32 protein-coding genes and 1 pseudogene are annotated in these 26619 nt (G+C 45.6%); 26 read left to right on the forward strand and 7 right to left on the reverse strand.

Annotated features, from left to right (window positions below; translation table 11 throughout):
* Positions 1-129 precede the first annotated feature (129 nt).
* From ABLT31_RS06320 to nhaC, 6 genes are all read left to right on the forward strand, one after another.
* On the forward strand, positions 130-297 hold the full coding sequence (locus ABLT31_RS06320; protein WP_367749809.1) for a hypothetical protein: 168 nt from the start codon (positions 130-132) through the stop codon (positions 295-297).
* Positions 298-407: 110 nt separating this feature from the next.
* Positions 408-1022 (forward strand): spore coat protein, encoded by a 615-nt coding sequence (locus ABLT31_RS06325; RefSeq protein ID WP_367749811.1) that lies wholly within the window; start codon positions 408-410, stop codon positions 1020-1022.
* Between the two features lie 356 nt (positions 1023-1378).
* Positions 1379-1843 carry a fumarylacetoacetase gene (locus ABLT31_RS06330; RefSeq protein ID WP_367749813.1) on the forward strand — a complete coding sequence of 155 codons (465 nt, stop codon included), beginning with the start codon at positions 1379-1381 and terminating at the stop codon, positions 1841-1843.
* Positions 1844-2209 (forward strand): fumarylacetoacetate hydrolase family protein, encoded by a 366-nt coding sequence (locus ABLT31_RS06335; RefSeq protein WP_367749815.1) that lies wholly within the window; start codon positions 1844-1846, stop codon positions 2207-2209.
* Between the two features lie 35 nt (positions 2210-2244).
* Entirely contained in the window at positions 2245-2646 is a 402-nt protein-coding gene (locus ABLT31_RS06340; RefSeq protein WP_367749817.1) for a fumarylacetoacetate hydrolase family protein, read from the forward strand.
* 122 nt (positions 2647-2768) lie between these two features.
* Entirely contained in the window at positions 2769-4223 is a 1455-nt protein-coding gene (gene nhaC / locus ABLT31_RS06345; RefSeq protein WP_367749819.1) for a Na+/H+ antiporter NhaC, read from the forward strand.
* 64 nt (positions 4224-4287) lie between these two features.
* Here nhaC and ABLT31_RS06350 read toward each other — a convergent pair whose 3' ends face one another.
* Positions 4288-4593, reverse strand: a complete 306-nt coding sequence (locus ABLT31_RS06350) for a YerC/YecD family TrpR-related protein (protein ID WP_367749821.1) — start codon at positions 4591-4593, stop codon at positions 4288-4290.
* Positions 4594-4990: 397 nt separating this feature from the next.
* On the opposite strand from ABLT31_RS06350, the gene urtA reads away from it, so the two are divergent.
* From urtA to ABLT31_RS06425, 15 genes are all read left to right on the forward strand, one after another.
* Positions 4991-6238 carry an urea ABC transporter substrate-binding protein gene (gene urtA, locus ABLT31_RS06355; RefSeq protein WP_367749823.1) on the forward strand — a complete coding sequence of 416 codons (1248 nt, stop codon included), beginning with the start codon at positions 4991-4993 and terminating at the stop codon, positions 6236-6238.
* 204 nt (positions 6239-6442) lie between these two features.
* Entirely contained in the window at positions 6443-7345 is a 903-nt protein-coding gene (gene urtB / locus ABLT31_RS06360) for an urea ABC transporter permease subunit UrtB (protein ID WP_367749825.1), read from the forward strand.
* Between the two features lie 10 nt (positions 7346-7355).
* Complete coding sequence (urtC, locus tag ABLT31_RS06365; RefSeq protein WP_462976469.1) at positions 7356-8447, forward strand: urea ABC transporter permease subunit UrtC; 1092 nt, start codon at positions 7356-7358, stop codon at positions 8445-8447.
* On the forward strand, positions 8416-9189 hold the full coding sequence (gene urtD, locus ABLT31_RS06370) for an urea ABC transporter ATP-binding protein UrtD (protein WP_462976470.1): 774 nt from the start codon (positions 8416-8418) through the stop codon (positions 9187-9189). The genes urtC and urtD overlap by 32 nt, the downstream gene beginning before the upstream one ends.
* Positions 9167-9868, forward strand: coding sequence for an urea ABC transporter ATP-binding subunit UrtE (urtE, locus tag ABLT31_RS06375; RefSeq protein WP_367749827.1), 702 nt, complete (start codon positions 9167-9169; stop codon positions 9866-9868). The genes urtD and urtE overlap by 23 nt, the downstream gene beginning before the upstream one ends.
* A 19-nt stretch (positions 9869-9887) precedes the next feature.
* Entirely contained in the window at positions 9888-10190 is a 303-nt protein-coding gene (locus tag ABLT31_RS06380; RefSeq protein WP_367749829.1) for an urease subunit gamma, read from the forward strand.
* Positions 10191-10209: 19 nt separating this feature from the next.
* Entirely contained in the window at positions 10210-10536 is a 327-nt protein-coding gene (locus ABLT31_RS06385; RefSeq protein WP_367749831.1) for an urease subunit beta, read from the forward strand.
* Positions 10533-12245: an urease subunit alpha gene (ureC, locus tag ABLT31_RS06390; RefSeq protein ID WP_367749833.1), complete on the forward strand. Its 1713-nt coding sequence runs from the start codon at positions 10533-10535 to the stop codon at positions 12243-12245. Before ABLT31_RS06385 ends, ureC begins: the two co-directional genes overlap by 4 nt.
* A gap of 13 nt (positions 12246-12258) precedes the next feature.
* Positions 12259-12705 (forward strand): urease accessory protein UreE, encoded by a 447-nt coding sequence (ureE, locus tag ABLT31_RS06395; protein WP_367749835.1) that lies wholly within the window; start codon positions 12259-12261, stop codon positions 12703-12705.
* Positions 12698-13384: an urease accessory protein UreF gene (locus tag ABLT31_RS06400; protein ID WP_367749837.1), complete on the forward strand. Its 687-nt coding sequence runs from the start codon at positions 12698-12700 to the stop codon at positions 13382-13384. The genes ureE and ABLT31_RS06400 overlap by 8 nt, the downstream gene beginning before the upstream one ends.
* Positions 13385-13409: 25 nt before the next feature.
* Positions 13410-14021 (forward strand): urease accessory protein UreG, encoded by a 612-nt coding sequence (gene ureG, locus ABLT31_RS06405; protein ID WP_367749839.1) that lies wholly within the window; start codon positions 13410-13412, stop codon positions 14019-14021.
* Position 14022: 1 nt separating this feature from the next.
* Positions 14023-14841 carry an urease accessory protein UreD gene (locus tag ABLT31_RS06410; RefSeq protein ID WP_367749841.1) on the forward strand — a complete coding sequence of 273 codons (819 nt, stop codon included), beginning with the start codon at positions 14023-14025 and terminating at the stop codon, positions 14839-14841.
* Between the two features lie 16 nt (positions 14842-14857).
* Positions 14858-15487, forward strand: a complete 630-nt coding sequence (locus tag ABLT31_RS06415) for a HoxN/HupN/NixA family nickel/cobalt transporter (RefSeq protein ID WP_367749843.1) — start codon at positions 14858-14860, stop codon at positions 15485-15487.
* A gap of 98 nt (positions 15488-15585) precedes the next feature.
* Positions 15586-16020, forward strand: a complete 435-nt coding sequence (locus ABLT31_RS06420) for a universal stress protein (RefSeq protein ID WP_367749845.1) — start codon at positions 15586-15588, stop codon at positions 16018-16020.
* A gap of 95 nt (positions 16021-16115) precedes the next feature.
* Entirely contained in the window at positions 16116-16382 is a 267-nt protein-coding gene (locus ABLT31_RS06425; RefSeq protein WP_367749847.1) for a hypothetical protein, read from the forward strand.
* A 106-nt stretch (positions 16383-16488) separates the two neighbouring features.
* Here ABLT31_RS06425 and ABLT31_RS06430 read toward each other — a convergent pair whose 3' ends face one another.
* Positions 16489-18198, reverse strand: coding sequence for an AAA family ATPase (locus ABLT31_RS06430; RefSeq protein WP_367749849.1), 1710 nt, complete (start codon positions 18196-18198; stop codon positions 16489-16491).
* A 344-nt stretch (positions 18199-18542) separates the two neighbouring features.
* On the opposite strand from ABLT31_RS06430, the gene ABLT31_RS06435 reads away from it, so the two are divergent.
* From ABLT31_RS06435 to clpB, 3 genes and pseudogenes are all read left to right on the forward strand, one after another.
* The gene (locus ABLT31_RS06435) at positions 18543-19397 is read left to right on the forward strand and encodes a tyrosine-type recombinase/integrase (RefSeq protein ID WP_367749851.1); all 855 of its coding nucleotides are present in this window, start codon (positions 18543-18545) and stop codon (positions 19395-19397) included.
* A gap of 79 nt (positions 19398-19476) precedes the next feature.
* Positions 19477-19858: pseudogene (locus ABLT31_RS06440) on the forward strand (glycine betaine ABC transporter substrate-binding protein).
* 174 nt (positions 19859-20032) lie between these two features.
* On the forward strand, positions 20033-22648 hold the full coding sequence (gene clpB, locus ABLT31_RS06445) for an ATP-dependent chaperone ClpB (RefSeq protein WP_367749853.1): 2616 nt from the start codon (positions 20033-20035) through the stop codon (positions 22646-22648).
* A 91-nt stretch (positions 22649-22739) separates the two neighbouring features.
* On the opposite strand, the gene ABLT31_RS06450 is transcribed toward clpB, so the two are convergent.
* Together ABLT31_RS06450 and ABLT31_RS06455 are read right to left on the reverse strand one after the other, a co-directional pair.
* Complete coding sequence (locus ABLT31_RS06450; protein WP_367749855.1) at positions 22740-23165, reverse strand: VOC family protein; 426 nt, start codon at positions 23163-23165, stop codon at positions 22740-22742.
* Positions 23166-23262: 97 nt separating this feature from the next.
* Positions 23263-23637: a hypothetical protein gene (locus ABLT31_RS06455; RefSeq protein WP_367749857.1), complete on the reverse strand. Its 375-nt coding sequence runs from the start codon at positions 23635-23637 to the stop codon at positions 23263-23265.
* A gap of 98 nt (positions 23638-23735) precedes the next feature.
* Here ABLT31_RS06455 and ABLT31_RS06460 point away from each other — a divergent pair, with 98 nt between their 5' ends.
* Together ABLT31_RS06460 and ABLT31_RS06465 are read left to right on the forward strand one after the other, a co-directional pair.
* The gene (locus tag ABLT31_RS06460) at positions 23736-24368 is read left to right on the forward strand and encodes a TetR/AcrR family transcriptional regulator (protein WP_367749859.1); all 633 of its coding nucleotides are present in this window, start codon (positions 23736-23738) and stop codon (positions 24366-24368) included.
* Positions 24369-24641: 273 nt separating this feature from the next.
* Positions 24642-25241 carry a hypothetical protein gene (locus ABLT31_RS06465; RefSeq protein ID WP_367749861.1) on the forward strand — a complete coding sequence of 200 codons (600 nt, stop codon included), beginning with the start codon at positions 24642-24644 and terminating at the stop codon, positions 25239-25241.
* Positions 25242-25298: 57 nt separating this feature from the next.
* On the opposite strand, the gene ABLT31_RS06470 is transcribed toward ABLT31_RS06465, so the two are convergent.
* From ABLT31_RS06470 to ABLT31_RS06480, 3 genes are all read right to left on the reverse strand, one after another.
* Positions 25299-25478, reverse strand: a complete 180-nt coding sequence (locus tag ABLT31_RS06470) for a hypothetical protein (RefSeq protein WP_367749863.1) — start codon at positions 25476-25478, stop codon at positions 25299-25301.
* Positions 25479-25870: 392 nt separating this feature from the next.
* Complete coding sequence (locus tag ABLT31_RS06475; protein WP_367749865.1) at positions 25871-26041, reverse strand: hypothetical protein; 171 nt, start codon at positions 26039-26041, stop codon at positions 25871-25873.
* A gap of 131 nt (positions 26042-26172) precedes the next feature.
* Positions 26173-26547 carry a sensor histidine kinase gene (locus tag ABLT31_RS06480; protein WP_367749867.1) on the reverse strand — a complete coding sequence of 125 codons (375 nt, stop codon included), beginning with the start codon at positions 26545-26547 and terminating at the stop codon, positions 26173-26175.
* Between the last annotated feature and the right edge of the window lie 72 nt (positions 26548-26619).

Below are 26619 nucleotides of genomic sequence, written 5' to 3' on the forward strand. Positions count from 1 at the left end.
TGCCCCCTTTGCTAGGGTTTGTATAGCGTATTCGAACCTGCACATAATTATTATGCTCAAAAAATTCCATTTCCTTTTGGTTTGCCCATGCTTTCAAGGGTGAATGGAATTTGCCTTCTGTAATTGGTTGTGTTCATATCAGCTATCGCCGCTCTTCAGTTTACGGTATTGCTTATGCTGCTGATGTTTACGATTGTCAAACTGTTGAAACAAGAGCCTTTGGCGATTCGCGAAGCGGATTTGAGACGTTTTCGCAGACTGGAGAAGGAAGCAAACAGAAAAAAGGAAAAGACTTAGGAAGGTGCAGGTTTCCTGACTATATTTTTGGTGAAAGTGTATTCGATATGAGATCCTAGGAAATACTCTTATTGGTAATCCTAACCAATACTTCTTAAGGAGGAATAAAATTGGCTGCTCAATATGGTGCACATGAAATGATGGAGATTCACGAAGTACTTACGGATACGATTGATGGTATCAATCAGTTTCAGTTATACCGTCCGCATGTAAAGGATCCACAACTCCTATCCATGCTAGATAACCAAATTCGCCATATGACTCAAGAATATAACAATATGGTAACCTTGCTGAATCAAGCAGGCAGGGGACAGGCGATCCCGTACCGTGCTCCGTTTAAAACAGCTGCGCCGGTTTACGGCTTGAATCACCCTGAAACCCAAACTCCGAATACCTCGATGACAGACATGAACGACCGTGATGTGGCGAGCGGAATGCTTGGCTGCCATAAGTCCTCCGCTTGTATGCGAATGGTCGCTTCCTTGGAGTGTGCTGATCCGCAAATCCGTCGGACGATCCAGCAAGGAGCGGTGAATTGCGGAGAACAAGCTTATGAGGTATGGCAATACATGAATCATAGAGGTTACTACCAAGTACCGACGATGAATGAGATGACCACCAATACGGTCATGCGCACCTATGCTTCTGCAAATACTGCTCAGATGGACATGATGCAGCCTGCTCCTGTTAACCAGCCGATTAGCCAATACAGAATGATGCAATAAAAATAATAAATGTACTGAGGCTGTCCCAAAAGGTCGGTAAAAACCGACTTTATGGACAGCTTTTTATTTTTACTTATTTTTGGGGATAAAAAGGAGCAAAGGTTACTTATAAAAAATCGGATTTTTTGCGTTCTGAGATTTAATTGTTTATCACAATAAAGTTTTCCAGCGCTTATGTGTTTTAACAGTAGTGAATGCTTTTGCTGAATTTTAAAAACGATTATATAATAGCGAAGGTTATTAAATTACAGTAATTAAGTTTGGCAAGTTATTAACGTTGATTACTGTCATATTGAGTACATAACAACGGCAATTGAAAGCGGTTAATTATTAACACTACACTAGGAGGAACTAACATGCTGCGTTCATTTATCGAGGTGGCCCCTGATTCCCACTTTCCTATTCAGAACTTGCCTTATGGGGTGTTTCGCCCCCAACGCGGGGGAGCTCCGCGTATCGGCATTGCCATAGGGAACTATGTACTTGATCTTAGTGTTTTGGATGATGCGGGATATTTTCAATCTACCGCTGTCGCCGGAAAAAAAGTGTTCCATCAGTCCGCGTTGAACGCTTTTATGGCTTTAGGAAAGACTGTGTGGCAGGAGGTACGGGCACAAATTCAGCGCTTGCTAGGTGAAGACGAATCAGCATTACGAGATAACCGCTCCATTCTGGCTAGGGCGTTAATCCCACAAAGCGATGTCCAAATGCTTCTGCCAGCTCAAATTGGAGATTATACGGATTTCTATGCGTCCAAATATCATGCCTCGAACGTGGGGGAAATGTTTCGAGGGAAGGACCATGCACTTATGCCGAATTAGGTGCACTTGCCTGTCGGATATCATGGACGAGCTAGTTCCATAATAGTCAGCGGGACTGATATACGTCGCCCTTTTGGACAAATGAAGCCGGCTGAAGCAGAGCATCCTGAATTCGGTCTAAGCAACCAGCTTGATTTTGAGCTAGAGATAGGTTGGTTGATCGGTCCAGGTAATGATCAAGGAGAAGCGATTTCCGTAGAAAAAGCTGAAGATCAAATTTTTGGATTGGTTCTGATTAATGATTGGAGTGCAAGGGATATTCAGTCTTGGGAATATCAGCCGCTCGGACCGTTCCTAGCAAAGAACTTTGCTACATCGATTTCCCCTTGGGTCGTTCCGCTGGAAGCTCTTGAACCCTTCGTGTAAATGGACCCAGCCAGGATACGGAGCTGCTTCCATATTTGAAACAATCAGATCCTCGTGCGTTTGATATCCAATTAGAAGTATATCTGCAAGGAAGGCAAATGGAGGAGCCCCAGCGCATTTGCAGCAGTAATTTTAGCCATCTATACTGGAGCATGGCACAACAAATTGCCCACCATACCGTCGGCGGATGCAACCTTCGTCCAGGTGACCTGCTCGCCTCGGGTACCATTAGCGGACCAGAGAAGGAAAGCCGGGGCTGTCTGCTTGAGCTAACTTGGCGGGGAAGCGAACCAATTGTTATGAAGAATGGGGAGCAGCGTATCTGGTTAGAGGATGAAGATCAGATCACCATGACAGGCTGGTGTCAAGGGGATGGATACCGGATCGGATTTGGGGAAGTGGCGGGGCGCATTCTACCGGCAAAAGAATCAGACTAAAAAATGGAGTAATCGATGGTCTCCATTTTGGGATCCAGCCATTTTACCTTATATAAGTTTATGGTAGACTATTTGCTTGTAATAGGTTGCTATTCTAGCAATCTTAAAGGGAGGATTGGAAGTTGATTATAAAGACACCGTCATTTGGTAGTGCTTGTGCTATTTTTTCTTTTGTTATAGCTGTTTTGGGAATTGGCATTCTGCATTATGAGGTTGCTCCGCAAATGCCAATTGTTCTATCAATTATTATCGTTGCTTTATATGGATTGTGGTTGGGAATAAAATGGAAAGAACTGGAGAGTTCTATGATTCAGGGCATTGTCTCAGGGCTCCCGTCTATTCTGATCCTTTGTTTGATTGGTATGCTAATAGGCGTCTGGATTTTAAACGGAACGGTTCCGACCTTATCCTATTATGGATTGCAAATCTTGTCTCCTACGTATTTCTTGGCTTCGTCGGTTATTATTTGTGCGGTTACTTCTGTCGTCACCGGCAGTTCCTGGAGTACGATTGGAACGATTGGTGTAGCCTTAATGGCTACTGCCTACGGCATGGGTATACCATTGGCAATGGCAGCTGGGGCAATTGTATCTGGAGCCTTTTTCGGCGATAAAATGTCCCCGTTATCGGATACGACCAATCTTGCACCTGCAGTTGCAAATGTTAGTATTTTTGACCATATCCGCCATATGTTATGGACTACGGTTCCCAGTCTCGTGATTACATTAGGAATTTTCGTGGTACTAGGGTTGCAACTCGAAAGACAAACCGAGTCCTTTTCACAGATGACAGATTTGTTAACCGTATTAAAAAATCATTTTCCGATCACGCTATGGACCTTATTTTCCCCGTTGTTGATACTTGTCTTGGCAACCCGACGGGTAAGCCCCATCCCCACGCTGGTTCTCGGGCTGATCGCTGCTGTGCTTACTACTTATGCTACCGTACCGGATATCAACCTGGGCAAGATTATGACAACGGCTCATTTTGGTTATACTTCAGAAACTGGAATGGCAGATGTGGACAAGCTATTGTCCCGTGGTGGTTTGGCGAACATGATGTTCGCAGTTTCCTTAATTATTGTCGCATTAGCTTTTGGAGGCATCATTCAAAAAACAGGGATTATGGATGCAATCTTAAACGGGATGAAGCAGTATCTAACAAGAAAAGGCAACGTCATCCTAGCTACCGTTATTTCTTGCTTTGGTGTGAATGTCCTTGTGGGAGAACAGTATTTGTCTATCGTTCTTCCGGGGAAGATTATTGGGCCTGCCTATAAAAAAGTCAACCTGCACCCGGTTAATTTATCCCGCACGCTTGAGGATGCCGGTACCTTACTTCACGCACTCATTCCCTGGGGGGTCAGCGGAGCGTTTATTATGTCCACCCTGAATATTGGAATGGAATATGCTGTCTTCGCCTTTCTATGCTTCATCAACCCAATCATTGCCATTATTTATGGCTATACGGGTTGGTGCTTGAAGCGATTGGAAGAGGATCAGAGTCGCATCCCTCCTCATCCGAGAAAGAGAAAAGCCTTAGATCATGACCATGAAAATATATCACAAGCGATTTAATAGAATGGGCTTTCCCTTGCATAACAGCATTGGGTCAGCCCCTTTTTCTTACTTTCGGCTGTAACTATTTGGTGTATTCCTCAGCATCCATCCGCCCCAAGACCAAGTCATATCCGCTGCTCCCATAATTCAGGCAGGTCTTGACCCTCGATATCGTGGCCGTGCTAGCATTGGTTTCGTCCTGGATGTCAAAATAGGTATGGCCCTCCCGCAGCATTCTCGCTACCTCAAGCCTCTGTGTCAAAGCTTTTACCTCATTGACCGTACACAAGTCATTAAAGAAGGCATAGCATTCCTCTACGGTCTGTAAAGAGAGCATCGCTTGAAACAATTGCTTTAGCTCGTCCCCTTTAAGTTTCTCTAATTGCATTGGATGCTTTCACCCCACTGGTTTAATTATCATTCTCTCATTATAGATGAGAGAGGGAAACGAGCACAAAGACATGCTTCAAAGCGTAAGTACTTTAATGCAATGAATAAATAGTCAATATAGACATTTTCCATCTTGACCGAGTTTCATCCCATGAAAAGTATGTTAGATTTGTTGACAATATTTAACTCTACATTTGGATCCTGATTATAATTACTTCATGTAAGCTAATTTAACATGATTGTTAGAAAAAACGGAGAAAGGAGGTTAGATCATCTGCAAATACATACGCCGCCCATGGCAGTGGGCGGCGTCAGAAGCAGGCTGTAGCATGGGAGCTGTTGGCCTGATTCTAATTCTATCATAAATTTAGAATCGAAAAAGAGGGGGATTCACTTTGGTGAAGCTATGGAGAAACAAATTTGTACTTTCTGCACTCAGCAGTTTGGTTTTGCTGACAGGCTGCGGGGGCCAAGAGCCGGCGTCGAACGCTAATGATGCAGGGACGAATGCACCTGCTGCGTCAGAAGAAACCGTAAAAGTAGGGATTCTTCATTCCTTGAGCGGGACCATGTCAATCAGTGAGGTGTCCCTAAAGGATGCAGAACTGATGGCAATTGAAGAGATTAATGAAGCGGGCGGTGTGCTCGGCAAGAAAATTGAACCGATCATCGAAGATGGAGCTTCGGATTGGCCTACTTTTGCGGAAAAAGCGAAGAAGCTATTGCAAAAGGATGAGGTAGCGACTATCTTCGGCGGATGGACTTCAGCTAGCCGCAAGGCCATGCTGCCGGTCGTGGAACAGCAAAATGGCTTGCTGTGGTATCCGGTCCAATATGAAGGTATGGAATCCTCTCCAAATATTTTTTATACCGGGGCAACAACCAATCAGCAAATTGTACCGGCTGTAACTTGGTTACTGGAAAATAAGGGTAAGAAATTCTTCCTCATTGGATCCGATTATGTATTCCCAAGAACGGCAAACAAAATCATTAAAGCTCAATTGGCTGCTGAAGGCGGTGAGGTCGTTTCTGAAGAATATACGCCGCTTGGCCATACCGATTACAATACGCTAATAAGCAAGATCAAAAGTGCAAATCCAGACATCATTTTCAACACACTCAACGGTGATAGCAATGTGGCCTTCTTTAAGCAGTTAAAAGACGCGGGCATCACGCCAGATCAGATCCCTGTGTTGTCGGTAAGTATTGCGGAAGAAGAGATCCGCGGAATCGGCGGTGACATTTTGGCTGGGCACTTGGCCGCTTGGAACTATTTCCAAACAACGGTCACTCAGGAAAACCAAGCCTTTGTGGAAAAGTACAAAAGCAAATACGGTCAAGATCGCGTAACGGATGATCCGATCGAAGCGGCATACAATGCTGTACACCTATGGGCAGCTGCTGTCAATAAAGCCGGTTCCTTTGAAGTGGATCAAGTGAAAGCAGCCGCTCCAGGAATCGAATTTAAGGCCCCTGGCGGAACGATCAGAATTGAAGGGGAAAACCAGCATGTCTGGAAAACGGTCCGCATTGGAGAGATTCAGCCTGATGGGCAATTCAAGGAACTTTGGAACTCTGGGGAACCCGTTCAGCCAGATCCGTTCCTAAAGAGCTATCCATGGGGAAGCGGACTAAGCCAATAAGAAAAGCTTCTATTGATGCCCATTCGGAGATGTAGTCGAATTCTTCTTTAGCGGAAGCTTTTCATGCCTCCAGGAAAGTCTTGTTCGATTTAACCCTTTATCGAACTTAAACTTTCCTTCACGGTAGCGAAACAAGTAAGAGAAAGAGGGAACTTGCGTCCTTCTTTCTCTTTATAAAGATAGAAGGATAGGGAGGTCTGTTGGATGGAGGTCATCCTCACCCAAGTTTTTAATGGTGTCAGTCTGGGCTCAATCATGCTGCTTATCGCACTGGGCTTAGCGATTACATTTGGATTGATGAACGTCATTAATATGGCTCACGGTGAGCTCATTATGATTGGCGCGTATATGACATATCTCACGCAAAACTTATTCACGCAATATCTGCCGAAGTCGGTGTTTGGCGCTTATTTCCTTGTTGCTATCCCGATTGCCTTTGTCGCCGCCGCCCTTATTGGAATTTTATTAGAACGTTATCTCATTCGTTATTTGTATGGTCGTCCTTTAGACAGCTTATTGGCAACATGGGGGATTAGTTTGATTTTACAGCAAGTGGCGCGAAGTATTTTTGGCGCGCCTAATGTGGCCGTGACAGCGCCGGAATGGTTAATTGGCGGTTTGGAAGTGATGGGCAGTGTTTTCCCATACAAGAGGCTTTTTATCCTATTCCTCGTTTTCGCTTGTCTCTTAGGCTTGTATTTATACCTTTATCGTACGGCGGCTGGCCGCCGCATGCAAGCCGTGACGCTTAACCGAGGCATGGCTTCCTGTTTGGGCATTTCAACCCGCAAGGTGGATGCTTATGCGTTTGGCTTGGGATCGGGTATGGCTGGTGTGGCAGGATGTGCTCTGACCTTACTGGGGCCGATCGGTCCGACGATTGGTTCCTATTATATTGTAGATTCTTTCATGGTCGTCGTCTTAGGAGGCGTGGGAAAGCTAATTGGCACGGTTGCCGGAGCTTTAAGCATGGGCTTGTTCGGAACGGTCTTTGAATATACCACAGGGGCCACATTAGCTAAGGTGCTTGTCTTTACCCTGATCATCGCCTTCCTGCAATGGAAGCCATCCGGCATGGTAAGCGTAAGAACGAGGACATTGGATTAGGGGGGAGAACATGAATCACGTTTTATCGCTTGGCTCTCGTGCGCGATGGACCGGCTATGGGGCCATGGTCATTCTGCTGATGATCGCACCGCTTTTTTTATCGGAGTTCCGGTTAAATCTATTAGGTAAATTTTTGTCTTTTGCTATTCTGGCCATCGGGATTTCCATGATCTGGGGCTATACCGGGATTTTGAGCCTGGGGCATGGCATTTATTTCGGACTCGGGGCGTATTGTATGGCCATGTATTTGAAAATGGAAGCCTCCGGCGGGCGATTGCCTGATTTTATGGAATGGAGTGGATTGACGGAGCTGCCCTGGTTCTGGAAGCCGTTTTCGAGTTCGCTGTTTGCTTTGGCCGCGGCCATTGTCATTCCTGTTGCATTGGCTGCTCTTTTAGGGTATTTAACCTTTCGCAACCGGATTCGCGGCGTGTACTTTTCGATTCTTTCGCAAGCCCTTGTGATCATTTTTGTCACCTTATTTATCGGAAAGCAGGATTGGACAGGAGGGACCAATGGCTTAACCAACTTTTCAACCATTTGGGGATTTTCCATTGGGTCTCCTGAAGTGCAAAGAGGTATTTATTGGATAACAGTAGCGATGCTCGCGCTCGTTTTCACTGCTTGCTCATGGCTGCTTCGAAGCCGTCTTGGGAAGGTCCTGATTGCCATTAGGGACGGGGAAAACCGGGTTCGCTTCACCGGATTCAATCCCACGGTTTATAAAGTGTTTGTGTACTGCCTTTCCGCCGCGTTGGCCGGTTTAGCTGGGGTGCTCTTTGTCCTGCAGGTCGGAATTATCTCGCCGGCAATGATGGGCATTATTCCTTCCATTGAAATGGTTTTATGGGTAGCAGTCGGAGGGCGCCAATCCTTGATGGGAGCCGTGCTTGGAGCTGTCCTGACCAATGGGGCGAAAAGCTATTTCAGTGAGACCTATCCTGAAATCTGGTCTGTATTTTTAGGGGCTTTGTTCGTGATCATCGTCTTATTCCTGCCCAATGGCCTTGTTGGACTGGCGGAAAAGTGGAAAGCCAAGCTATCACCCAAAAAGGAAGGGAGATTGAAGGATGATGAAACATCCCATACTTTCGTGTCGTGAAGTCGTGGTGGAATTTGACGGTTTCAAGGCAATTCAAGGGGTAAATTTAACGATTGAGACGGGAGAAATCCGTTTCCTTATTGGACCCAATGGAGCTGGAAAAACGACCATGCTCGATGTGATTTGCGGAAAAACGAAGGCAACAAGCGGCCAAATTCAATTTAAGGACCATGCCGATATCATGAGCAGGGAAGAGCATGATATCGTCGCTTTAGGTATTGCACGCAAATTTCAAGCTCCTTCCATCTTTTCTAATTTGACGGTTTTGGAAAATCTGGAGTTATCGCTCAAACAAGATCGTAGCTTATTCTCCCTCTTACGGGCAAAGTTAGATCCTGTGCAAAAAGATCGGATGTGGGGAGTGTTAGAGCAAACGGGCCTATTAGCTTTTCGGGAGGAACAGGCTGGTCTGCTTTCTCACGGCCAAAAGCAATGGCTAGAAATCGGGATGCAGCTAATGCAGGAACCGCAGCTGCTCTTGCTCGATGAACCGATTGCCGGCATGACAGGAAAAGAACGGGAAAAAACGGGCGAACTGATCCATCAAATTGCGAAATCCTGCTCGGTTGTGGTTGTTGAGCATGATATGGACTTTGTTCGCCAGTTTTCCAAGCAGGTAACAGTGATGCACGAGGGTCAGATCCTTTGTGAAGGCACCATGGATCAAATTCAGCAAGACTCGCGAGTAGCCGAGGTCTACTTAGGAAGGAGGAAGGATCATGCTGAACGTTTCGCAACTTGATGTCGGATACGAAGAGAGTACGGTTCTTCGAGAAATCGAATTTAAGGTAAAGCCAGGTAGTGTCGTGGCCCTGCTTGGTCGTAACGGGGTAGGGAAAACGACAATGCTCAAAAGCATCATGGGACTGCTTTCCCCCAAAAAAGGAAAGATTCAATTCATGGGGGAGGATATCACCTCGTTTCGCCCTGAGGAGCGGGCGAAACGAGGAATTGGCTACGTCCCACAGGGGAGAGATATTTTTTCGACCATGACGGTAGAGGAAAATCTCCTGTTGGGATTAGAAGCCCTGCCTAAAGGGCAGGCGAAAGGCAGTATGCCGGAAGACGTACTAGACATGTTTCCGGCCTTGAGAGAAATGCTTCATCGTAAAGGAGGAGATCTCAGCGGAGGGCAGCAGCAGCAATTAGCCATAGCCCGTGCGCTGATCGGCAAGCCGAAGCTGCTGTTGCTTGATGAGCCGATGGAAGGGATTCAGCCTTCGATCGTCATGCTCATAGTTGATGTGATCCAACGGATTGCCGCAAGCAAAACGGTTTCGATTGTTTTGGTCGAACATAGTTTGGATGTTGCCTTGGAATGTGCAGACTATTATTACGTATTGGATAAATCGCAGATGGTAGCTGAAGGAGACGTACATAGCTTAAATCAAGAAACGATTACGCAGCATTTGGTTGTGTAGGGAAAAGGAGTCGGAAAAAATGAAGCTTTCCCCTCGGGAGCAAGAAAAATTACTGATTGTCGTTGCCGCTGATCTGGCCCGCCGCCGTAAGGATCGTGGCGTAAAACTCAATTATCCGGAAGCGGTCGCGATCATTACCTATGAAATCATGGAAGGGGCCAGGGATGGCAAGTCCGTCGCCGAACTGATGCGGGATGGCACAAAAATCCTAACGAGAGAGGATGTCATGGAAGGGATTGCTGAAATGATCCATGATATTCAAGTTGAAGCTACATTTCCAGATGGAACCAAATTAGTGACAGTTCACGAACCGATCCGGTAAGAAAGAGGAGGAAAGACCAATGATTCCAGGAGAATTTCTGCTGCGAAATGAAGAGATTACCTGCAACAAAGGGAAAACGGTCATCAAGCTAACTGTAGTCAACCGCGGGGATCGCCCGGTTCAAATCGGTTCGCATTTTCATTTCTACGAGGTCAATCCAGGGTTGGCGTTTGATCGAGAAAAGGCGTTTGGGCTGCGCTTGAATATTCCCGCAGGAACCGCTGTCCGCTTTGAGCCAGGGGATGCGAAGGAAGTGGAGCTCGTGCCGTTTTCCGGCTTGCGCCAGGTGTACGGCTTGAATAATCGTACGGATGGACCATTAGATGGAAGGAAGATAAAACCATGAGCTTTAAAATGTCAAGAAAACAATATGCCGATATGTTCGGGCCAACGACGGGAGATGCCATCCGCTTGGCGGATACCGAATTATTTATAGAGGTCGAGAAAGATTATACCGTCTACGGGGATGAAGTGAAATTCGGTGGAGGAAAAGTCATTCGCGATGGCATGGGTCAGCATCCGTTAGCCACTCGGGAGGGTGGAGCGATGGATTTAGTTTTGACCAATGCCGTTATCGTTGACTATACGGGGATTTATAAAGCGGATATTGGCATTCGCGATGGGCGCATCGCCGGGATTGGCAAAGCTGGAAACCCGCTGCTGATGGATCAAGTGGATCTTGTGATTGGGGCTTCGACGGAGGTGGTTGCTGCAGAAGGGATGATCGTGACGGCTGGCGGAATCGATGCGCATATCCATTTCATTTGCCCTCAGCAAATCGAAACCGCTTTGGCGTCGGGTGTCACGACGATGATTGGGGGCGGAACGGGCCCGGCTACAGGAACGAATGCAACCACCTGTACCCCAGGAGAGTGGAATATTTATCGGATGCTGGAAGCGGCAGAAGCTTTTCCTATGAATCTTGGGTTTCTCGGGAAGGGGAATACTTCGTCCGAGGAAGCATTAAAAGAGCAGATTCGGGCAGGGGCGATTGGGTTAAAGCTTCATGAGGATTGGGGAACGACGGCTTCTGCCATTGACCACTGCTTGCGGGTGGCGGATCAGTTTGATGTCCAGGTGGCCATTCATACCGATACGTTAAACGAAGGAGGATTCGTAGAAGATACATTGGCTGCTATCAACGGGCGGGTGATCCATACATACCATACGGAAGGAGCGGGCGGAGGCCATGCGCCAGACATTATAAAAGTCGCAAGCTATCCGCATATTCTGCCCTCCTCCACGAACCCGACGCGTCCCTTTACGAAGAATACGCTTGACGAGCATTTGGACATGCTGATGGTTTGTCACCATTTGGATCCTGACGTGCCGGAAGATATTGCTTTTGCCGATTCCCGCATTCGCAAAGAGACAATTGCCGCAGAAGATATTTTGCATGATATGGGCGTGTTTAGTATGATCAGCTCAGATTCTCAAGCCATGGGGCGAGTGGGGGAAGTAATTACCCGAACCTGGCAGACCGCCGACAAAATGAAGAAGCAAAGAGGAAAGCTGCCTGAGGACACAGGAGTAGGAGATAACCTGCGAGTCAAGCGGTATGTGGCAAAATATACAATTAATCCTGCGATCGCCCATGGGATCGCCGACGAAGTCGGTTCGGTGGAAGCCGGAAAATTAGCCGACCTCGTCGTTTGGGATCCAGCATTCTTTGGCGTAAAGCCTGAGATCATGATCAAGGGCGGAATGATCGTTCACAGCCTGATGGGAGACCCCAATGCCTCGATTCCTACCCCTCAGCCCGTGCTTTATCGGCCGATGTTTGCTTCGTATGGAAAAGCCAAGTACAGCACCTCGGTAACTTTTCTATCCCAAGCAGCGATCGATCAAGGTGTACCGGAGAAATTGGGTTTGCAAAAGCGAATCAAACCGGTGAAAGGAATTCGGAAGTTGGGGAAAAAAGACATGAAATGGAATGGCGAGACGCCCCATATTGACGTAGATCCTCAAACCTATGAGGTCAAGGTGGATGGGGAATTGATCACGTGCGATGCGGTCGATGTGGTACCGATGGCCCAACGATACTTTTTATTTTAGGAGGTAAAGAACTTTGATTATCGAACACATTGTAGGAAACTTAGCCGAAGTGGATCGAGATCACCGGCATATGGAAAAGGTCTACTTATCGAGCGATGACTTGGTAAAGCGAATTCAGCTAGTCACTACGGATCACGGTAAAGAAATCGGAATTCGCTTGAAGGTTCCCAAGGTTCTTCGCGATGGCGACATTCTATATATGGATGAAAAAAATGTGATTGCGATTATCGTTAAGGCGGATGATCTTCTTGTCATTCGTCCCAGGACGATGCAGCAAATGGGGGAAATCGCCCACCAATTGGGAAATCGTCATTTGCCTGCCCAATTCGAGGGAAATGAGATGCTTGTTCAATACGATTACTTAGTGGAGGAGCTGCTCGTGCAGCTTGACATTCCTTTTGAACGAACGAAGCGTACCGTGAAGCAGGCATTTCGCCATATTGGGCATCATCATGGCTAATTCCTTGCTGACGCTTCTTCAGCTGTGTGATTCGAATTTTCCATCTGGCGCTTTTTCCCACTCCTTTGGCCTTGAAACCTATATTCAAGAGGAGTACGTGACCGATAAAAGAAGCTTCGGCACATGGCTAAGGACGTACCTGGAAAAACAGCTGATCTATACGGACGGTTTGGCTTTTCGGCTTGCCTATGAGGCGCTGGAGCAGGGACAGATTGTCGAGCTTTGGTCACTTGATCTGGTCATGACAGTCCAGAATCTCCCCCGGGAATCTCGGGAAGCAAGCCGGCGAATGGGGGAAAGAATGATTCGCTTAGGGTTGGATCTCTATGATCTGCCTTTGCTTGAAGAGTACCTGAAAAGGGTCAAATCAAAGGAATCCTTTGGCCATCCTTCGGTAGCGTTTGCCATTTTGGTTTATCACTTACAGATCTCCAAGGTTGAAGGAATGCTGGCTTTTCTTTATTCGAACATCGCTGCCTTAATACAAAATGCGGTGCGAGGCATCCCGCTGGGGCAGACGGATGGCCAGCGCTTATTGCTGGAAATGCAGCCCCTCTTGATCCAAGCCGTGAATAAAATTCAAAGATTGAAGGCAGATGATCTCGGAGCGGTATCACCAGGTTTGGAGATTTCACAAATGCGCCATGAGCGCTTACAAGTTCGCTTGTTTATGTCATAATAGGAAATGGGAGGAAATAAAATAGATGGAACCGATTCGCATTGGAGTAGGAGGGCCTGTAGGGGCCGGAAAGACGATGTTGGTAGAGAGGCTTACGAGAAGGATGCATAAGGAATGGGAAATGGCCGTTGTGACGAACGATATTTATACCAAGGAAGATGCGCAATTCCTCATTAACAATAGCGTATTGCCCAAAGATCGGATTATTGGAGTCGAAACCGGCGGGTGTCCCCATACAGCCATTCGGGAAGATGCGTCTATGAATTTTGCGGCCATTGACGAGTTGAAGGAAAGACATCCCCGATTGGACGTGATCTTTGTGGAAAGCGGGGGAGATAATCTGGCAGCAACCTTTAGTCCGGAGCTTGTCGATTTCTCTATTTATATTATTGATGTGGCCCAAGGCGAAAAAATCCCTCGAAAAGGCGGTCAGGGGATGATTAAGTCGGACTTGTTTATCATTAATAAAATGGACCTGGCTCCTTATGTGGGAGCAAGCCTAGAAGTGATGGAAGCTGATACGAAAGCGGCTCGAGGAGATAAGCCTTTTATCTTTACAAACCTTAAAGAAGATGCCGGACTCGACCAAGTGGTAGAATGGATCAAAAAACATGCGTTATTAATAGGGTTAAATTAAGATGACGGACTGGACAGGTTACCTGCATGTGATAGGTGAAAAAAAGGGAGAAAAAAGCATTCTGCAAGACTCGTATTATAGAGGAGCGTTTAAAATCACCCGTCCCGTCTATCTGGATGATAGCGGGCAGGCGTGCCTCTATGTGATGAATCCAGGTGGGGGTTACGTGGAAGGGGATTCCTACCGGATGGAAATTCAATTAGAGCCTGGGGCAGAGGTTCTCCTCACTACTCAATCATCGACTAAAATCTATAAAACAATAGAACACCCTATCCTTCAATCTATGGAAGTGATCCTTAAAGAGGGCAGCAGACTTGAATATCTTCCCGATCCGGTCATTGCCTTTCAGCACGCCCGGTTCAAGCAAGACATGGTCGTTCACATGGAGCGAAACGCGACGCTAATTTGCACGGATATTCTCACCCCTGGCTGGGCTCCGGACGGATCAATGTTTCGCTACGATTTGCTTCAGTCCAGAATGAAGGTATTCCAGGAGGGAAAACTAGTGTTCTTTGATCACCTTAAGCTAGAACCAGATGAGCAGATTCAGCAGCTTGGCAGTATGGAGAAATACACCCATCTAGGCACGATGGTCATCATTCATGAGGGAATCGACGAGGAAGTTGTAGATGAACTCTATCAATTGGCTTCTTTCGCTTCTGAATCCCGAATAGGGATTTCGCTGCTTATGATTCCTGGCATTACGATTCGTGTTCAAGCTCATCGGACACAAGACATCGAAGAATGGTTTGGCCGTTGTCACGAGTGGATTCGTGAAAGGCTGCTAGGCAGCGGGAAGGTCTTCCTGAGAAAATATTAGCAAGAGGAGCGAACCCATGGGAGAAGAGGGTTTAATATCTATATTAATCATCGGTTTTTTATTAGGGATTAAGCATGCGATTGAGCCGGATCATGTCATTGCCGTAAGCACAATTGCCAGTCAAAGCAAAAAACTATCCCGATCCTCCCTGGCAGGGGTATTCTGGGGCATAGGGCACACCGCCACATTGTTTGTGGTAGGGATGGCCTTTATTGTCATGAAGCAAAGTCTCTCTGAAAAGTGGACCATGTCTTTAGAATTTGCTGTGGGGATCATGCTTGTCTACTTAGGCGTAAAGAGTATTAAGAAAAACCAGAAATATGAACACTCTTCTTACGGGAAATCTATGATTGTCGGAGCGATCCACGGCATGGCAGGCAGTGCCGCTTTAGTTGTTCTCACCATGGCAACGGTAGAAACCGTGGCGCAGGGAGCACTGTACATCCTTGTTTTTGGAGTTGGCACGGTAGCGGGAATGCTGTTGTTTACCACGTGTATCGGAATTTCCTTGTTATGGGCCGCTAAAAACGAATTATTAAACCGTTTTGCTATCAGGTCTGTGGCAGTTCTCAGCACGATTTATGGGATCTATTATATGTACGATTTAGGTGTGACAGAAGGTTTATTTGAGTTGTGGATGCGATAAGCCAATTTCTTCTTCCCCTGTGATTTTTTGCACATCTTCATGTTGTCTGCCCTGCTAAAATCAAGGTGTAGAGATGAAGAATTGGAGGAGGATGCAGCATGTTAGCCTTTGGCTCGAAAATCGTCGTTCCCTATGATAATTCTAACCTAAGCAAAAAGGCCTTGGAAACGGCAATTGTGTTGGCGAAGCAGGACGGGGAAATTGAACTGGATGTAATTATGGTCGTTGATATCCCTGTAGGAGATATTTATTACGGGAAAGGGTATCTTGAGGCGCGCGAGTCCTACTTGAAAGCTGCTAAAGAATGCCTCAGTCAGGTGGAACAACAATTGGCTGAATTGACAAATCGAACGAAAACAGTGGTCCTCGAAGGCACACCATCCTATGCCATCATCGAGTACGTTAATCAAAACAATCCAGACCTTATTGTAATGGGAAGCCGTGGCTTAGGAGCGCTGAAGGAACTGTTCCTTGGCAGTGTAAGCCATTATGTAGTACAAAAGTCACCGTGCCCCGTTTTTATAGTTAAATAAAGGCAATTACGCTATAGCAAATTCGCAGCTTCCAGCATAAAATAGCGTACCTATACAATGGGAGCTGATGAAAAATAGCAGACTGGATGCTTTATATGATGTGGGCCGTATTCGGCCTCATGAGTCTAGATCTTCTTATCGGCCTAGTCCGCTCGTTTTGGTCTGGGACTTTCTCTGCGATACCTAAAATGGTATTAGATCTTTTGAAAGATGTCCTATACTATGTTGCTCCATTAATGATCCTCATGTCCATGATAGCAATTGATCCTACAGGATGGGTACTGTTAGTCCTTTATTTCCTCGGCGGTCTATCGATAATTGGGAACTATGTAATGGCTATAAAAAACAAGTTCACATCGTAAGGGGTCTCCCATTCGGGAGATTTTCTCCAAATCATTTTTCATTGAAAAACCCTCCTTCCTTCATCGAATGGAAAGGAGGGTTTTATTTAGTATAAGGGGCTGCGATTTATTCCGACTCATTCGTATTCGGGGAAGAATCGTTCTGGACAGGTAAATCAATAAAAACTTGGGTTTTTATCACGGGAGGCTCTGGTCGGCTGTGGCCATACATTCTTAGATAAATCTGCTCAATCTCCTCGCCTGTCAGATCCCCGCGTTCCAGTAATTCCTCCGCGATGGCGTGGACGAAGTCTGCATTTTCGAGGACGAGCCTCTTTGCCTGGATCATTTGGTCTTTGAGCAAGTCATTGATTTTGGGCCGGAGAGCCTTGAGTCCATCGATTCGTGAGCCTAATGCAAGCCAACTGAACAGTTCATCGCCCATCCCTACGATACCAAGGTAGGCGCCAGCCAGCTCCGTAGCCTGCCGCAGGTCGGAGGTGACCCCGTTTAATTTCTTCCCCAGAAATTCCTCTTCGACTGCCCGGGAGGCAAGACAAACTTGAATCTCGGCCAAGATCTCGCTGTCGCTTCGATTGTAGCGTTCACTAGTCGGTTTGGTGGCAGCCAGACCAAGTGCTCCGCCACGACGAATGATGGTGACCTTCCAAACCTTTTCATGAGGCTTTAGCAAGTATTGAGCCACGGCATGGCCCGCTTCATGATAAGCAACATTTCGCTTTTCATCCTCGCTCATGGAACGAAGAGGCTGTTTAAGGCCCCATTCATAGGTTTCCATGGCAGCCCTGAAATCCTCATAACTGGCAAGCTGAGCGCTGCGCTGGTGGGCCATTACAACCGACTCGTTGACGATGTGCTTGATTTGTGCGGGGCTATAGCCAATCGTATCAATCGCTGCTCTCTCTGGGGTGAGCGTAGTGTCTCGTTTTACTTTTTTCAGGTAGTATTGGAAAACGTCTAACCGTCCATCATAGTCTGGCGCATCGACCCAAAGCTTTCGGTCGAACCGTCCTGGACGAAGCAGGGCGGGATCGAGAACGTCTGGCAGGTTGGTTGCAGCGATTGTCAGGACTGCTGGCCGCTCAGCCATCTTGCGGCGAAGCCCTATTGACCGAAGCAGTTTAGCTATCTTTGAGTTGTCGATATTCGGAGGATCCATTTGTAAGAGAAGCTCGTTTAGCAGGCCCGCGCCGCCCATCCCAAACATTCCTCCACCTCCGCCGCCGGATTGGCGGGCCATCCCGATAGCATCCACCTCGTCGATGAAAATAATGCAGGCCCCATACATTTTAGCCAGCTTTCTGGCTTTTTTGTATAGACCCATTACCTTCAGATTGCCAACGCCGAAGAACATGTTCTGAAAACTAGGAGCGGAGGCATAGGCAAAGGGGACTTGCGCTTCATTGGCAATAACTTGGGCTAGATAAGATTTTCCTGTGCCGGGGGGCCCACAGAGCAGCAAGCCTCGGATGGCTTCGCCGCCCATTTCCTTAAACTCCTTGACACCTCTGAGCAGCGTAACGATGCGCTTGGCATTCTCTACAATCTCGGGATTGCCCCGGTAATCGTCCCAGGTTGAGCCAGTCTCTCCGGGCAAAATCCAGTATGTTCGTCCGCGGGCGAGAAACCAAAAGAGGGCTACAAATTGAATAATTAAGAACATAGCGGCAAATAGCAGCTGAAACGCAAAGCCGAAAATACTGAACACGATGCCCCAGACCGTCGGTCCCCCTTGCCACACTAGTAGACCGATTATGATGAGGACTGCGAGCCTAAGCAGGATTTTACGCCACTTAATCCATTGATAACTGTTCATGGCTTCACTACCTTTACAGGCTATTTGAATTATTCTATGTTGGTTTCATCCTAGGGATGCCAAGTAAAGATCCGCTTTATAATGAGGCAAGTCCGAAAATTAATCAGTCATAAAAATGAAAAGGTTTTATAAACAAATCTGGAGGATCTAAGTGGATCTGTAACGATCAGCGATGATTTATAAGGATTATTGAGTTAATTATCCGATATCCATTCTTATCCACGGGTATGCCCTGATATAAAATTATATGAAAATTGAAAAAGGATTACATAAAGAGTACAATTTCATCATAGAATAATATTCATCGCAGAATTTTAATCCGATAAACAAGGTAGGTGATGCCGTTGAAACCTCTTTGCACTGTACATGAGGCATTGCTCCTTCAGTATGAATGGGACCTGAGCCATTCCAAAGAACAAAGTACAGTAAGAAGCTATTTGGCGGAAATTAGGCACTTCTTGACTTGGATGGAGCAAGAAGAAAAAAGTCTGGCGAGCTTAAGCCAAATCGACATCATTTTGTTTCGAGATGAAATGGTCGAAAGAGGAAGGAAAAGATCGACAATTAATAAATGGGTATCGATCATCAATTCATTTTTGAAATGGTCTCAGGAAAAAGGGATACTTCAATATAATATCGCGGAAGGTCTGCGTTTCGCGGAAAGTCACAGAGATCAGCCGCAATGGTTGACACCCGAGCAGGAATTGCAGCTTCTTCTTGTAGCGAGTCAGGAACGTAATGCTTTTAAGCGAGCAAGGAATGAAGCGCTCATTTATATTATGCTTTATGCCGGTTTGCGGGTAGAGGAGGTTTCTTCCCTGCAGGTTCAGGGGCTGCAGGAAGGTGAATTGGTCGTTTTTGAGGAAGGCAAAGACGCAGCCAAGCGTAAAATTCCTATTTTACCGGTGATGCAAGTGAAGCTGCTGGAATGGCTGAAGCATCGCTCCCTCTCTCCGAAAAAGGTTCACCAGGAAAGCGTTGCTCTTTTTGTTACGGAAAGGTCCGGATTCATGCAGCCGCGTTCCATTCAGTTTGTAATGAGCGGTTATGGCGAAAAATTGGGCTACACCCTAACCTGCCAGATGCTCCGCCATACCTTTTGCAGACGATTAGTGGAGAAAGGCATCAGTTTAGATCAGATTATGAGATGGGCAGGTCATAAGACGATACAAAGCACGATCCGATATCTAGATGAATAATGGAGGTGAAGGGATCAAAACTGTAGATGACATTAAAGGAAAAGAAGAGGGGGCAGGGATGACAGTAACCTCCCGTGAAATGATTGAAGCCCATGGGCTGGATCTCGAGTACGCGGTCTCCTCTGAACCTGGAATGCTAACTCAAGCTAAAAAAATGATCGATAAGAAGGAACCGGTTCTATTCTTAGAATGGCGCCCGCATCCAGTGTTCGTTGATTTTGATCAAGGTTTTGATCGATTCCAAGGAATTCTTTAAAACCTCTGAGGTTCACGTCATTACCAATAAAGGATTGCAAGACAAAGCTCCCGACGCCTTTGCATTTTTAAGCAATTGGAGTATGCCTGTTGGCGATATTGAAAAGATGATTGTTAAAATTAAAGGCGGAGCGTCTCCGGAAGACGTGGCCAAAGAATGGATTGAAAACAATCCGGATAAAGTGAAAGAGATGTTAGGGAAATAGTTTTGAAGAATGCAAGGATAAGAGGTAGATCCCACATGATGGGGGTCTGCCTCTTTCTAATATTTGTCCATAACCTCTTTAATGGAATAAACCTCCATTTTCTCTGGGAATCATGAGATTAGATCTTATATAATGTAAGAAAATAAATACATCATTCGAGCGGGAGGAAAATCGATGGATATGAATCGTTTTACCGTCAAATCATTAGAAGCGATTCAGCAGGCCGAGGGCAAGGCATTGCGTTTCGGTCATGCAGATGTGGACTTGGACCATCTGCTATCTGCTCTGTTGGAACAGCAAGATGGCCTGATACCAAGACTTATGGCAAAGATGGGGGTAGTTCCTGATACAATACGCGAAGACCTTGAGCAAAGCTTGAAGCGGCGACCGCGCGTTTCCGGGCCGGGAAGGGAAATGGGGAAGGTTTATGTAAGCCAATCGACAAGTCAGGCCTTGTTGCATGCTGAAGCTGAAGCCAAAAAGATGAACGATGACTATATCTCTGTTGAGCACCTATTACTGGGCTTATTGACCCAGGCGGAAAAGACAAGCTTGAATTCCATTCTTCGAAAACACGGCATTACCCGTGAGCTATTTTTAAAAAGTTTAATAGAAGTGCGAGGGAATCAAAGAGTGACGAGCAATGACCCTGAGGCAACCTATGAAGCGTTGGAGAAATACGGTCAGGATTTGGTAACGGCAGCCCGCCAGAATAAACTAGATCCTGTTATTGGGCGAGATGCGGAAATCAGAAGGGTGATACAAATACTGTCACGAAAAACCAAGAATAATCCAGTATTGATTGGTGAACCAGGAGTGGGAAAAACGGCTATTGCAGAGGGTTTAGCTCATCGCATCCTACGCGGGGATGTGCCTGAAGGACTGAGAAACAAGAAAGTTTTTTCCCTTGATATGGGGGCGTTGGTAGCCGGAGCCAAATTCCGCGGAGAATTTGAGGAAAGACTGAAGGCGGTTTTGCAAGAAGTTAAAAAGAGTGAAGGACAAATTCTATTGTTCATTGACGAAATTCATACGATTGTTGGGGCAGGCAAGACCGAAGGCGCTATGGATGCGGGCAATATGCTTAAACCCCTGCTGGCCAGGGGAGAATTGCATTGCATTGGCGCTACCACGTTGGATGAATATCGCCAATATATCGAGAAGGATGCTGCCTTAGAACGCAGATTCCAGCCGGTGATCGTACAAGAGCCCACGGTGGAAGATACCATTTCCATACTCAGGGGGCTTAGGGAGCGGTTTGAGATTTTTCATGGGGTTAAAATTCAAGACAATGCCCTTGTGGCTGCAGCCCTATTATCGAATCGCTATATCACGGACCGATTTCTGCCGGATAAAGCAATCGATCTAATTGATGAGGCATGTGCCCTCATTCGGACCGAAATCGATTCAATGCCTGCCGAGTTAGATGAAGCATCAAGAACTGTCATGAAGCTAGAGGTAGAGGAAGCAGCATTAAAAAAGGAAACAGATCGAGCGAGCCAAGATCGTTTAGAACTGCTCCAGAAGGAACTGGCAGAGCAAAAGGAAATTCTTCATCGCCTGCGGGCGCAGTGGGAAGCGGAAAAAGGATCAATCCAATCTGTGCACAAGCTTCGGGAGGAAATCGAACAACTTCAGCAGCAGATGGCTCAAGCCGAACGGGAGTATGATTTAAATAAGGTGGCAGAAATCAAGTATGGTTCCCTTCCTGCTTTGGAGAAAAAGCTCAAAGAAGAAGAAAGCAAGATGTCCGATAAGCAAGGGAAAGAATCCCTTCTTCGCGAGCAGGTAACAGAAGATGAGATTACCCGAATCATTGCCAGATGGACCGGAATTCCTGTTGATAAGCTAGTGGAAGGTGAGCGAGAAAAGCTGCTCAAGCTTGATCAGCTCCTCCATCAAAGAGTAATTGGCCAAGAGGAGGCGGTTCAGGGAGTAACCGATGCGATTATCCGGGCGAGGGCAGGGATCAAAGACCCGCGCAGGCCCATCGGCTCCTTTTTATTTCTCGGTCCTACGGGTGTGGGAAAAACGGAGTTGGCCAAAACGCTGGCGGAGGCGCTCCTGGATTCTGAGGATCAACTCATCCGATTTGACATGAGCGAGTATATGGAGAAGCATACGGTATCCAGATTGATAGGCGCCCCTCCAGGATATGTAGGGTATGAAGAGGGGGGACAGCTGACTGAGGCCATCCGCAGGAAGCCTTATTGCGTCATCCTTTTTGATGAAATCGAAAAAGCTCATTATGAAGTGTTCAATATCCTGCTGCAGATACTAGACGATGGACGAGTTACGGATTCCCAAGGGCGAATGGTAGACTTCAAGAATACGGTCATCATTATGACATCCAATATCGGTTCTGGCATCCTACTGGAAGGAATCAGTCAGCAAGGACAATTGACGGAACCCATCAGAGAAGGCGTCCATCATGAATTAAAGCGGCACTTTCGTCCGGAGTTCTTAAACCGCATCGATGACATCATTCTCTTTAAGCCGTTAAGCGAAGGAGAAATTGTGAGGATTGTAGATCTGTTGTTACAGGATCTTCAGGAGCGATTGAAGGAACAAAAGGTATTCCTGGAGATGACAGATCAGGCCAAGGCGTTTATCGCCCGGGAAGGTTATGATCCTGTCTATGGCGCAAGGCCATTGAAACGCTTTATGCAACGGCATGTAGAAACAGTCATTGCGCGTACGCTAATAAGTGGACAGGTTTTAAGCGGTGCAAAGCTAAACATAGATTTGGTGGAAGGCCAGCTCAAGGTAGAGTGGAGTAATCCACAATAGGTTGGAAAAGCATGCCTTAACAATAATTCCCGGTTTAACAGACCAATGCGTGTCTGTTAAACCGGGAATCCGCAAAAAGTGTTTCGTCCAGTTATTTCTGACTTTCAGTATAAATTTGGAAGGTTACTCCAAAGCGGTCCGTTACAATGCCATAAGCAGGGCTAAAGTGGGTTTCTTGTAATGGCATGCTTACCTGACCACCCTGCTGCAAAGCTTCGTAGATTTTTTGGGATTGATTCTTGTCGTTTGTTGAGAGGCAGATGGTCACTTGGTTTCCGCTTTGATGGGGTTGACCAGGGAATATATCCGAAAACATGAGCTCCGTTTCGCCAACCTTTATCGTTGCGTGAGCCACTCGGTCCTTCACTTCTGCCGGCATAGGAAAATCCGGATTTGCCGGCATTTCTCCAAATGTTTGACTAAAAAGGAGAGTGGCATCTAGCGCCTTAGTGTAAAAATCGATAGCTTCTTTTGCATTTCCATCCAACATAAGGTAAGGGATCAATCGCATCGTCATCTTCGTCAGCTCCTTGAAAACTGTTATTTTTTCCATTGTTTTCTAGACTTTATTATAATATAAGGAACGTATGTTTGCAAACGGAAGATTTAAAGCCTTACGCAACGAGCAATCCTTTAAAATGCTCACGATACTTCCATATAAGTATAATTTCTAGGATAAAGAGCAATAGGGCCAGAGGCAGGAGTTGCGGATCAACGAAAAGATGGAAGGCAAGGATATTCACGATCACAGGTGCGGTAATCAATAGCGCCAAAGGAATATATCGATGAAGCAAAAATAAGGCACCGCAGATCAGCTCGGTCGTTTTCACAAGGCCTAACAAATAACTATTTGCCAAAAAATCCATAGCGGAAGGACTTACCGGAAACAACGGAGAGTGCCCTGCTAGCACGATGTATCCATTGACTCCAGCAGCAAGGAATATAAAGCCTAGCAAGAGCTCGCAGGATCTGTAGAAATGAATTTTCATAACCACTCCAACCCCTTCATTGACCACACGGTCAGTCTAATGGTAAAATTATACTTATAAATGACCAGGTGGTCAATACCGGAAAATGGAGCGCTAACATGAAACCTTTTTGGATAAATGAAACTGATGAGAAAAAGGTCAAATTACTGCAAGCAGGGTTAGAGGAGTTTGTGGAAAAGGGGTATAGACTCGCTTCTACAAACCAGATTGTTCAACGAGCAGGAGTGTCAAAGGGGCTATTATTCCATCACTTTCAAAATAAGAAAACCCTTTTTCTGAACATTGTGGAGCAATGTCTGGAATATTTTTTTTCCTATTTGGCCAAGTACGCTGATTCCATTTCGAAAGATCCGATCGAGCGCTTGAGAGACTTGAACAAGATGAAAATGAATTTGTTTATGGAACATCCTTTAATTTACCATTTATCTATCTCTCTTTTTGTGGAACGTTCAGAAGAACTGAGAAAAGAGGTAGAAGAAGTGGAACAGCGGTTGAATGATCGATATATAAGTTTTTACCTAGAACATATTGATCTTTCGAGGATCCAACCGGAGTATGAGAAGTCCTTAGTTCTTCTTTTGGAATCTGTTGAAGCTCTCACCCGAAGATATGTAGAGTCCTCTAAGCACTTAGAGGATAAAGGGTTGGAATACCTTGAAAGGCTCTATGAAGACCTAGACGTATACATGGAAATAATAAAAAATGGCCTATACCAGAAAGAACAGGCCTGAACAGAATTTTACCCTTATTTTACTCCTTCAAAGCCTCCCTTATTGTTGTTTTGACATGAATGAGTGGATTTCTCTGTAAAATAGCAATATAAACCTGAGCCTAGAATGAATAGATATATGAGACCACAAACGACAAGCATATCAATCATCCTTTCCAGTTTTTTCTTAGGTTTATTTTATATGCAAATTGGGAAAATTCGGTGGAAATTGTCAGGTAATATTACACGATCTTTTGAATATACAGACTAATTTAATTACGCTATTATCTTAATTATGATAGGTATCATCATTGCAGGATTTTGGATGGAACCAAGTCATACGTCCACGATGGCGCTGAAAGAACAACTAGAGATTTCACCCGCGGATGTATTTGAGGGAGATGCGATTAAATTAAGGCCGCATCTTGGACTTACAACTGGTGCTGTAGGAGTTAGATATAATGGATCGAAGGAATTTATCAGTACCTCTTATAAGATTTGGGAAAAAGGAAAAAGAATAAGCCAAAACGCCAGCATGTCTTCTACGGTTAAGAGCCCATTCCAGGGGGAAGTGTCTGTTTCCCTTCAAGATGCCAGCCCGGATCTCAACAATCAAAAGTTTAAAGGGACGATTGTTATATCAAGTGAAACAGGTTATAGTAGTTCAACTTTCTTTATTGACAAGTTTGATCCTCTTGTATCTGAAGGGTATGGACCAAGGAACTGGAACAAGACCCTGCTTGTGGATGATGATCGAGAAGTTGCAATATGGGGATTGTTCGCCTCGGATAGTTTTAGCACCTCAGAGTCACTGGAGGAACAAGCGCAAAAAGCAGATTGGGCATTTTTATTAAAACTGAAGATGGAAGATGAGATCTCTGCAAGGGAGAAATGAGTGGTTGAATCCGCTTCTAAATTCAGAAGGTTCCCTGTCTATGGGAACCCTCTCTTTTTATACATTTTTTTGAGTGATCAAATCTGGCTTGACTGACTCTTGATTCCGTTCTGCCCATTCTAATTCTTCCTCATAGGCTTCGATGACTGCATTTTCCTCCTCCGAGGCTTCCTGAATAATGTTGTGATCTACGGAATACGAGGTGCGTTCACAGGAAACGGGTGGAATTTTGTCCATCATGCTCCCTCCTTTCAAATATAATATCCCCTCAACGTTTTTGAAAATGCCAGCTTTTTTCATCGTGAGTTTTTCACTATGATTATGTTACCTATGCAATTTTTTATACACAAATGATAGATTGGGAGGGTTAACAGATGTGTTTTAAATCGGGGTTGCTATCAATGCTAGCGCTACTTTTAGTCATCAATAGCATGTTTCCCTTGGCACTAGCATCAGGTCGTAAGGAGGAGCAACAACCCACCGTCTACCGATATGTCCCTGGGGGACTCTTTAGCGGTCGGTTATGAGCCTAGGGCCAAATCTTACTGTGGATTTGCCCATCGGCTGTTTGAGCAAGCACTGCTCAATGAAACGAAGCCTGGTCGTTTTGACCGGGCTTCGTTGTTTTTTTACTGTTGTTGTTGGTTTTGGTCAGCCGCACCGTTTGCCTGATTTTGTTCAAAAACGTTTGCTGCTTCCTCTGCAGAAAATTCAGTATCAGCTTCACCAGCTGTAGAGAATCTGTTTAACTGAGTGGATTGGACGTCTGCTTTCGATGCGCGATTTTGTCGCTTAGCCATGTTGACACCTCCTTCAATAAGATAAGAACAAAATATAGGCTCCCAAAAAATCAATTTTTTATCCAACTTAATTTGATCATATATAGAAAAGAGAACCCCAATGGGCTATATCCGTGGGGTTCATTTCGTTATTACACTATTTGGGGAATAACCATCCGAAACCGAGTCCAATTCCGATCAGATTCACATTGAAGGGTACCGTGATGCTCTTCAATGATTTTTCTGCAAATGTAGAGACCAATTCCTGTCCCTAATTTTTTCGTGGAAAAGAACGGTTCAAAAATGGAGTTTAGGGATTCCTGTGGAATCATAGGGCCGTTATTGGATATGATAATAACTACAGATTTATCTATTGCATGTCCTCCTATTCGTATATGCTTATCAATTTGGGGAGATTCAATTAAAGCATCTAAAGAATTTATTAGAATATTAATCAATACTTGTCTAAATTCATCAGGATAACCGGAGAAGGATAGGTCGTTATCCATGCTCGTATCAATAAGCACGATGAGGGTCATCAGGAGATATGATAATTCTCTCAGTCCAATCTTTCAGGATGATTTCCTGGTTCTGTCTGA

This window comes from Ammoniphilus soli (assembly GCF_040813775.1).

Coding starts and splice junctions, on each gene's coding strand:
- ABLT31_RS06330 (WP_367749813.1), top strand. CDS start 1,379: ATGCTGCGTTCATTTATCGAGGTGGCCCCTGATTCCCACTTTCCTATT.
- ABLT31_RS06350 (WP_367749821.1), bottom strand. CDS start 4,593: ATGCAATTAGAGAAACTTAAAGGGGACGAGCTAAAGCAATTGTTTCAA.
- urtB (WP_367749825.1), top strand. CDS start 6,443: ATGGAGGTCATCCTCACCCAAGTTTTTAATGGTGTCAGTCTGGGCTCA.
- urtC (WP_462976469.1), top strand. CDS start 7,356: ATGAATCACGTTTTATCGCTTGGCTCTCGTGCGCGATGGACCGGCTAT.
- urtD (WP_462976470.1), top strand. CDS start 8,416: ATGATGAAACATCCCATACTTTCGTGTCGTGAAGTCGTGGTGGAATTT.
- urtE (WP_367749827.1), top strand. CDS start 9,167: ATGCTGAACGTTTCGCAACTTGATGTCGGATACGAAGAGAGTACGGTT.
- ABLT31_RS06380 (WP_367749829.1), top strand. CDS start 9,888: ATGAAGCTTTCCCCTCGGGAGCAAGAAAAATTACTGATTGTCGTTGCC.
- ABLT31_RS06385 (WP_367749831.1), top strand. CDS start 10,210: ATGATTCCAGGAGAATTTCTGCTGCGAAATGAAGAGATTACCTGCAAC.
- ureC (WP_367749833.1), top strand. CDS start 10,533: ATGAGCTTTAAAATGTCAAGAAAACAATATGCCGATATGTTCGGGCCA.
- ABLT31_RS06400 (WP_367749837.1), top strand. CDS start 12,698: ATGGCTAATTCCTTGCTGACGCTTCTTCAGCTGTGTGATTCGAATTTT.
- ureG (WP_367749839.1), top strand. CDS start 13,410: ATGGAACCGATTCGCATTGGAGTAGGAGGGCCTGTAGGGGCCGGAAAG.
- ABLT31_RS06410 (WP_367749841.1), top strand. CDS start 14,023: ATGACGGACTGGACAGGTTACCTGCATGTGATAGGTGAAAAAAAGGGA.
- ABLT31_RS06415 (WP_367749843.1), top strand. CDS start 14,858: ATGGGAGAAGAGGGTTTAATATCTATATTAATCATCGGTTTTTTATTA.
- ABLT31_RS06420 (WP_367749845.1), top strand. CDS start 15,586: ATGTTAGCCTTTGGCTCGAAAATCGTCGTTCCCTATGATAATTCTAAC.
- ABLT31_RS06425 (WP_367749847.1), top strand. CDS start 16,116: ATGATGTGGGCCGTATTCGGCCTCATGAGTCTAGATCTTCTTATCGGC.
- ABLT31_RS06430 (WP_367749849.1), bottom strand. CDS start 18,198: ATGAACAGTTATCAATGGATTAAGTGGCGTAAAATCCTGCTTAGGCTC.
- clpB (WP_367749853.1), top strand. CDS start 20,033: ATGGATATGAATCGTTTTACCGTCAAATCATTAGAAGCGATTCAGCAG.
- ABLT31_RS06450 (WP_367749855.1), bottom strand. CDS start 23,165: ATGACGATGCGATTGATCCCTTACCTTATGTTGGATGGAAATGCAAAA.
- ABLT31_RS06455 (WP_367749857.1), bottom strand. CDS start 23,637: ATGAAAATTCATTTCTACAGATCCTGCGAGCTCTTGCTAGGCTTTATA.
- ABLT31_RS06460 (WP_367749859.1), top strand. CDS start 23,736: ATGAAACCTTTTTGGATAAATGAAACTGATGAGAAAAAGGTCAAATTA.
- ABLT31_RS06465 (WP_367749861.1), top strand. CDS start 24,642: ATGATAGGTATCATCATTGCAGGATTTTGGATGGAACCAAGTCATACG.
- ABLT31_RS06470 (WP_367749863.1), bottom strand. CDS start 25,478: ATGGACAAAATTCCACCCGTTTCCTGTGAACGCACCTCGTATTCCGTA.
- ABLT31_RS06475 (WP_367749865.1), bottom strand. CDS start 26,041: ATGGCTAAGCGACAAAATCGCGCATCGAAAGCAGACGTCCAATCCACT.